At 61.0% G+C, this 6,065-nt stretch carries 5 protein-coding genes; all 5 read left to right on the top strand.

The features are described from left to right. Nucleotides 1-229: 229 nt before the first annotated feature. The 5 genes from ebsA to NW815_RS08995 all read left to right on the top strand — a co-directional run bounded on the left by ebsA (nt 230) and on the right by NW815_RS08995 (nt 6,060). Complete coding sequence (ebsA, locus tag NW815_RS09015) at nt 230-601, top strand: type IV pilus biogenesis protein EbsA (RefSeq protein WP_414343182.1); 372 nt, start codon at nt 230-232, stop codon at nt 599-601. Beyond that, entirely contained in the window at nt 591-2,309 is a 1,719-nt protein-coding gene (cimA, locus tag NW815_RS09010; protein WP_414388978.1) for a citramalate synthase, read from the top strand. Before ebsA ends, cimA begins: the two co-directional genes overlap by 11 nt. Before the next feature lie 17 nt (nt 2,310-2,326). Then, nucleotides 2,327-3,043 (top strand): dephospho-CoA kinase, encoded by a 717-nt coding sequence (coaE, locus tag NW815_RS09005; protein WP_414388982.1) that lies wholly within the window; start codon nt 2,327-2,329, stop codon nt 3,041-3,043. A gap of 36 nt (nt 3,044-3,079) precedes the next feature. Then, a complete protein-coding gene (locus NW815_RS09000; RefSeq protein WP_414332021.1) occupies nt 3,080-3,598 on the top strand; it encodes a hypothetical protein in 519 nt (172 codons plus the stop codon). Nucleotides 3,599-3,720: 122 nt separating this feature from the next. Next, entirely contained in the window at nt 3,721-6,060 is a 2,340-nt protein-coding gene (locus tag NW815_RS08995; RefSeq protein WP_414388980.1) for a DNA polymerase III subunit gamma/tau, read from the top strand. The last annotated feature ends 5 nt before the right edge of the window (nt 6,061-6,065 follow it).

Below are 6,065 nucleotides of genomic sequence, written 5' to 3'. Positions count from 1 at the left end.
CTCCGGCACCCTACCGGGAACCGCACCGCTTCGCGATACGCTGAATAAAATGGGTTGCAGTGGCCCCTTATAATTTTTTCTGGGTTCTCTGCCGCAATTGACCTCACAGCTTTTTCCGGCGACACTTGCTACAGCCAATGCAGAGATATCTACTTGGTTATAGGGATCCCACCCATTTTGTAGAACTTCATGAAACTTAGAAAAAGCGGTACCCCTCTCCTAGCGCACCATGGCTTTGCAACTTGAACCCGCTAGCCCGCCAGAAGTGGCCGTTTATCAGCCCTATTACGCCGTTGCCCGCCGACAGTACCTAGCCCTCGCGGTGGGCCTCTACAAAAAAGCCAGCCTGGAAGGGCAGAGGGCCATCGAGGGGGAAGAGCCTGTCCGCTTCTTGGCCAGTTGGCATACGTCCCCGTTGCCTTCGGATCTGACGGTGGTTCAGGTCATCTTTGCTCAGGATGCAGATCTCACCTATCAGCTCTCCATCGCCAACTACGAGTTTGTGGATTATCTGATTGATGTCGTCTCTTTGGTGCAGCGCGGACAACAGCCGGATTTCTCCACCGCCTTTTACAAGAAACTGATGCGATATGAAGATTGATCTGGGTTGCTCAGCCACCATCACTCTCTACGACACCACACTGCGGGATGGGGCCCAGCGAGAGGGGCTATCGCTGTCGGTGCAAGACAAGTTACAGATTGCCAAGCTGCTGGATCGGCTGGGGATCCCGTTTATTGAAGGGGGCTGGCCAGGAGCCAATCCCAAGGATGTGCAGTTTTTCTGGCAGATGCGGGAAGAGCCTCTGACCCAAGCAGAGCTGGTGGCTTTTTGTTCTACCCGCAAGCCGGGGCGGCGGGCGGCAGACGATCCCATGCTGCAGGCCATTTTGGCGGCGGGCACCCGCTATATAACCGTCTTCGGCAAGTCTTGGGATCTGCATGTTACCGAAGGTCTGGGCACCACGCTGGCCGAAAACCTGGCTATGATCCGGGATACCATTGCCTATCTGCGATCCCAGGGGCGGCGGGTCATCTACGATGCCGAGCACTGGTTCGACGCCTATCGCCACAACCCCGACTATGCCCTGCAAACCCTGGTGGCGGCTGCCGAGGCAGGGGCAGAGTGGCTGGTTCTCTGCGATACCAATGGCGGATCCCTGCCCCACGAGATTGCGGCGATCACGGCAGCCGTCTTGGCAGAATCCCATCACCTGCAGCACTTGCCCCTAGGGATCCACACCCACAACGACTCCGGCACTGCTGTGGCCAATGCCCTGGCGGCGGTGCAGGCAGGGGCGCGCATGGTGCAGGGCACCATCAACGGCTATGGGGAACGCTGCGGCAATGCCGACCTGTGCAGCGTCATTCCCAACTTGCAACTGAAGCTGGGCTATCGCTGTCTGCCGCAAGAGAAGCTGCAACACCTGACGGAGATCTCCCGCTCCATCAGCGAGGTGGTCAATTTGGCCCCGGATGACCATGCTCCGTTTGTGGGCCTATCGGCCTTTGCCCACAAGGGCGGGATCCACGTCAGCGCCGTTCAGAAAAACCCCCTCACCTACGAGCACATCGCCCCCGAGCAAGTGGGCAACTGTCGCCGCATTGTGGTCTCGGAACAGGCGGGGCTGAGCAACATCCTCCACAAAATGGCCGGATTTGGGATCCGGCTGGACAAGTCGGATCCACAGGCGCGCTTGATTTTGGAGCGGCTGAAAACTTTGGAGCTGCAGGGCTATCAGTTTGAGGCTGCTGAGGCCAGCTTTGAGCTGTTGGTGCGGGGCTTGCTGGGACAACGCTCCCATCCTTTTGAGGTGCTCAGCTTCAACGTGACGACCACCACACGCTCCGATTGGAACAGCAAAGACCGGGATCCCAGTGGCGAGGCAACGGATGTGCAATCGTTGGCAGCGGTGAAAATCGCGGTGCAGGGGCAGACTCGGGTGACGGCGGCGGAAGGCAATGGGCCGGTGGCCGCTCTGGATGGGGCGTTGCGCAAGGCGCTGCTGGAGTTCTATCCCCAACTGGAGGCGATTCACCTGTCTGATTACAAGGTGCGCATTTTGGATGGGCGGGCCGGCACCTCGGCCAAAACGCGCGTGCTGGTGGAGTTTAGCGACGGTCACCGCCGCTGGACCACGGTGGGGGTTTCCACCAACATCATCGAGGCCTCCTGTCGGGCTTTGGTGGAGGGCTTTGAGTATAGCCTGCTGCCGCCCAGCTCCCCCTTGCCCGCTTCTGCAGAGCACCGTTCTAACGACTCCGTCCGAGTAGCGCAAACGGCAATGGCCGCACCAGCGGCCTCTTCTTGACTATGGCCTACAGCTCGATGAGGATCATCGGCCTGACGGGCGGAGTGGGCACGGGCAAATCCACGGTGGCCCGCATCCTGGAGCAGCACGGGATCCCGGTGGCCGATGCCGATCAAATGGCCCGCCAGGCCTTGGCGGTGGGATCCCCTATTCGAGACAGGGTGCTGGAACGCTATGGAAAGGCCATCCAAACGCCCTCTGGAGATCTGGATCGCCGGCGGTTGGGCCAGATCGTGTTTGCCGATGCTGCCGAGCGGGCTTGGCTAGAGGCCCAGATCCACCCTTTTGTTAAAGCTCAACTGCAAGATTTTCTGTTCGGGTTAGCGGAGCAGAGCTCTGAGGCGCATGGCGTGTTGCTTGAGGAAGGGCCTGGTTCCCAAAAGAACAGCGGGCCAGGGTTTTCCTCTGCCCAGGGATCCCAAACCGTTTGTCTGATGATCCCGTTGCTGTTTGAAGCCCACATGGAAAATTGGGCCAGCGAGATTTGGGTGGTGACTTGCACCCCAGAGCAGCAGCGGCAACGCCTTGCCCGCCGGGATCCCCTGACGCCGGAAGAAATCGAAGCTCGCATTGCCAGCCAGTGGCCTTTGGCGGAAAAAGTGCGCCGTGCCGATGTGGTGCTGGACAACTCCGGATCCCTGGCTGAGCTGGAAGCCCAGGTGAAGCAAGCTTTGGCGTCGGCGGGCCAGAGGCCATTTGCCTCACCCCCGCGGGCCGGATACAGTGACGGATAGGGGATCCCCTACGCCCCGGTGGGACGGAGGGTAGCCATGTACGGGTGGGTTGAGGGAGAAACGATGCAGGAAGCAGGCTGCGTTGGCGAGACGGAGTTTGCTCAAGCTCTGGCCGCGCGGGAGCGGGAAATCCAGCTTTTGCGAGAGCGCAATCGCATCTTGCAGGGCCAGATAGACCTTCTGGAGCTGCGCCAAGAAAAGCAACACCGGCAAATTCGCAGCTATGAGGCGGAGATCGAGCAGCTTTACCAAGAGAAGCAGTTGCTGGAGCAGATGATTCAAGAGTTGCCAGAGCTCTACCGGCGCAAGCTGCAGGCCCGCCTTCAGCCCATTCGCGAGCGCATCGCCGCCATCCAGGCCGAGAATCGCCAGCTTAGGAAGGAGTTGTACCAGCTCAGCTACCGCGTGCAGCACATGGATCAGCTCGACTCGCCCGGCTGGAGAGTGCAACTGCCCCAGCTTCCCTCTCTGCGTCGCCGGGATCCCAAGTCCTCAGCGGAGCGGAGCACAAAAGCTCTGCCGGTCTCCCCCCCTGGTGTCCAGCCCTGCTCTTGATGGGCAAGGAGGGATCCCGCCATCGAGAAGCCAGAATAGGGGAGCCCCGGTGGGATCGCGTCAGCAGAGCAGAGCTCTTGCGCGGTTCCGGTTGGGGCGCTGCTTGCTTGGAGATCCCGGAAATGGCCACCGCTGGCAACTATGAACCCCTGCATTTAAAATACCGCCCGCAGCGCTTTGCCGATGTGGTCGGCCAAGGAGCGGTGGTGCAAACGCTGGCCAATGCCATCCGGCTGGGGCGGGTGGCGCCTGCCTATTTGTTCTGCGGGCCGCGGGGCACGGGAAAAACCTCCAGCGCCCGCATCTTGGCCAAGTCTTTGAATTGTGAACAGGGGCCGACGCCGGATCCCTGCCAGGCGTGCAGCCAATGCCGCGCCATCACTGCGGGAGCCTCCCTGGATGTTCTCGAGATTGACGCGGCCAGCAACACCGGCGTAGACAACATCCGCGAGCTGATCGAGCGGGCCCAGTTTGCCCCGGTGAACAGCCGCTACAAAGTCTATGTCATCGACGAGTGCCACATGCTCAGCAATGCGGCCTTCAACGCCTTGCTGAAAACTCTTGAAGAGCCGCCCCCCCGCGTGGTATTTGTCCTGGCCACCACTGACCCGCAGCGGGTTTTGCCCACCATTGTTTCCCGCTGTCAGCGGTTTGACTTCCGCCGCATCCCCCTCGACGACATGGTGGCCCACCTGGGCAAGATCGCCGCCCAAGAAGGGATCCCTATCACGCCGGAGGCGCTGCAACTGGTGGCCCAACTTTCCCAAGGGGGCCTGAGGGACGCCGAACGCCTGCTGGACCAGCTCAGCCTCTTGGAAGGATCCATCACCCCGGAGGCGGTTTGGGACTTGGTGGGCGGGATCCCGGAACAGCAGCTTTTGGCTCTGATGGATGCGCTGCTGGCTCAGGATGTGCAGGCGGTGCTCAGCCAAACTCGGCAATTGTTGGAGCGGGGCAAAGAGCCCTTAGCCCTGTTGCAGAACTTGGTGGCCCTTTACCGGGATCTGCTGCTGGTCAAGACAGCCCCCCAGCAACGGGAGTTGGTGGCTGTAACGGACTCCACCTGGGCAGCCCTGCAGCAACGGGCCCCTCGCTACTCGGTGGAGATACTGCTGGCAGCCCAGAGCCATCTGCGCCAGTGTGAGCCGCAAATTCGTCAAAGCGGACAGCCCCAACTGTGGTTGGAAATTGCCCTAGTGGATCTGCTGGGCCAGCTGCGCCCAAGCATGGTGGCTGAGGATTCAGCGGAACGGAGTCCTTTCCCAGCCCTTGACCTATCTCCTGCACCCCAGAGAACTCCCCCGGACGGGACAGCCCCTCCGGCCCCTGCTGCGACCATCAGCCCATCAAGCCCATCAACTGTTGGTGAGATAGATGAATTAACTGTTGGGCCTTCAGCCTCCCCTGCTGTTGCGTCGAGCCAGAAGGCAGATCGCGCTACTCGGACGGAGTCCTCGGAGCAGCCCAGAGAACCGGCAAGGGACGCCGCCACAGTCAAGCTGCTGCGCCCCCACTGGGACGAGTTCCTCAAGCGCCTCTCTCCCCTCACCAAGGCTCTGATGGGATCCGGCCACCTGCACCAAGAGACTCCTGAAGCAATTACCCTCGCCTTTCCCAGCAAGGGTCTGGTGGAAAAAGTGCGCAACAAAGAAGCCGAACTGCGGTCGGTGCTCCACAACCTGCTGCAGCGCCCTGTGCAGCTCAACTTGATTGTGCAGCGCTCCAGCGGGCCGCATGTTTCCATTCGCGTCAGCGGTGCGGAGTCCTCGGCACTGCTCAGCCGAGAAACAGACCTGCCCCCCGCCCCCCCAGATCCTGTCACCACGCCGGGGTTGCAGAGCGACAACACCAACAGTCGTGCTTCCTCAAGGGAGCCCAGGGCAGAACCGCAGAGCCACGGCCTTGCCCGGCGACAGCAACATTCCCCTTCTGACTCCAGCCCACCTTCGCCAGAACCTGAGCGGGACAATCCTATGGGTGGCCCCAAGGTGGCCGGCTTGGCAACCCAAGGACTTTTTCCTGCCGGTGCGAACAAAGTGCTCCGCACCGCTGTCGCGACCGATTCTCCAAGTCGTGCAGAGCGCCGCGACACCCTGCACGGTGGGCAGTCCTTCGAGCTAACCCAGGAGCTGGCGGAGATTGCCCGCCGTTTTGCCGACCACTTCAACGGCAGCTTGGTGGATTTGGAAGGGGTGTTGGGGTCTGACGTGACGGGATCCACGGAAGAGCTCTCCTCAATAGAGGCTATAGAAGCCGAGGGATCCCCTGACCTGCTCTCCGGTGAGACCTACGGCTCGCCAACAGGAGCAGAGCCGTCCGCGTCAGCGGGGCGGAGTCCTCATCCCGTAGACTTTCCCAATGCAGTAAGGAATCCGTCCTACCGGCGTGAGCAGTCTTCTCAGCTTGCCGTTCGCCTCAGCGGGACGGAGTCCTTGGAGGAGGAGCATGACTCTAGTCAATAATAAGC

The sequence above is a fragment of the Synechococcus sp. R6-7 genome (genome assembly GCF_047461695.1).
Classification (GTDB): Bacteria; Cyanobacteriota; Cyanobacteriia; order Thermostichales; family Thermostichaceae; genus Thermostichus.
This window is presented reverse-complemented; position numbering and strand designations above follow the sequence as displayed.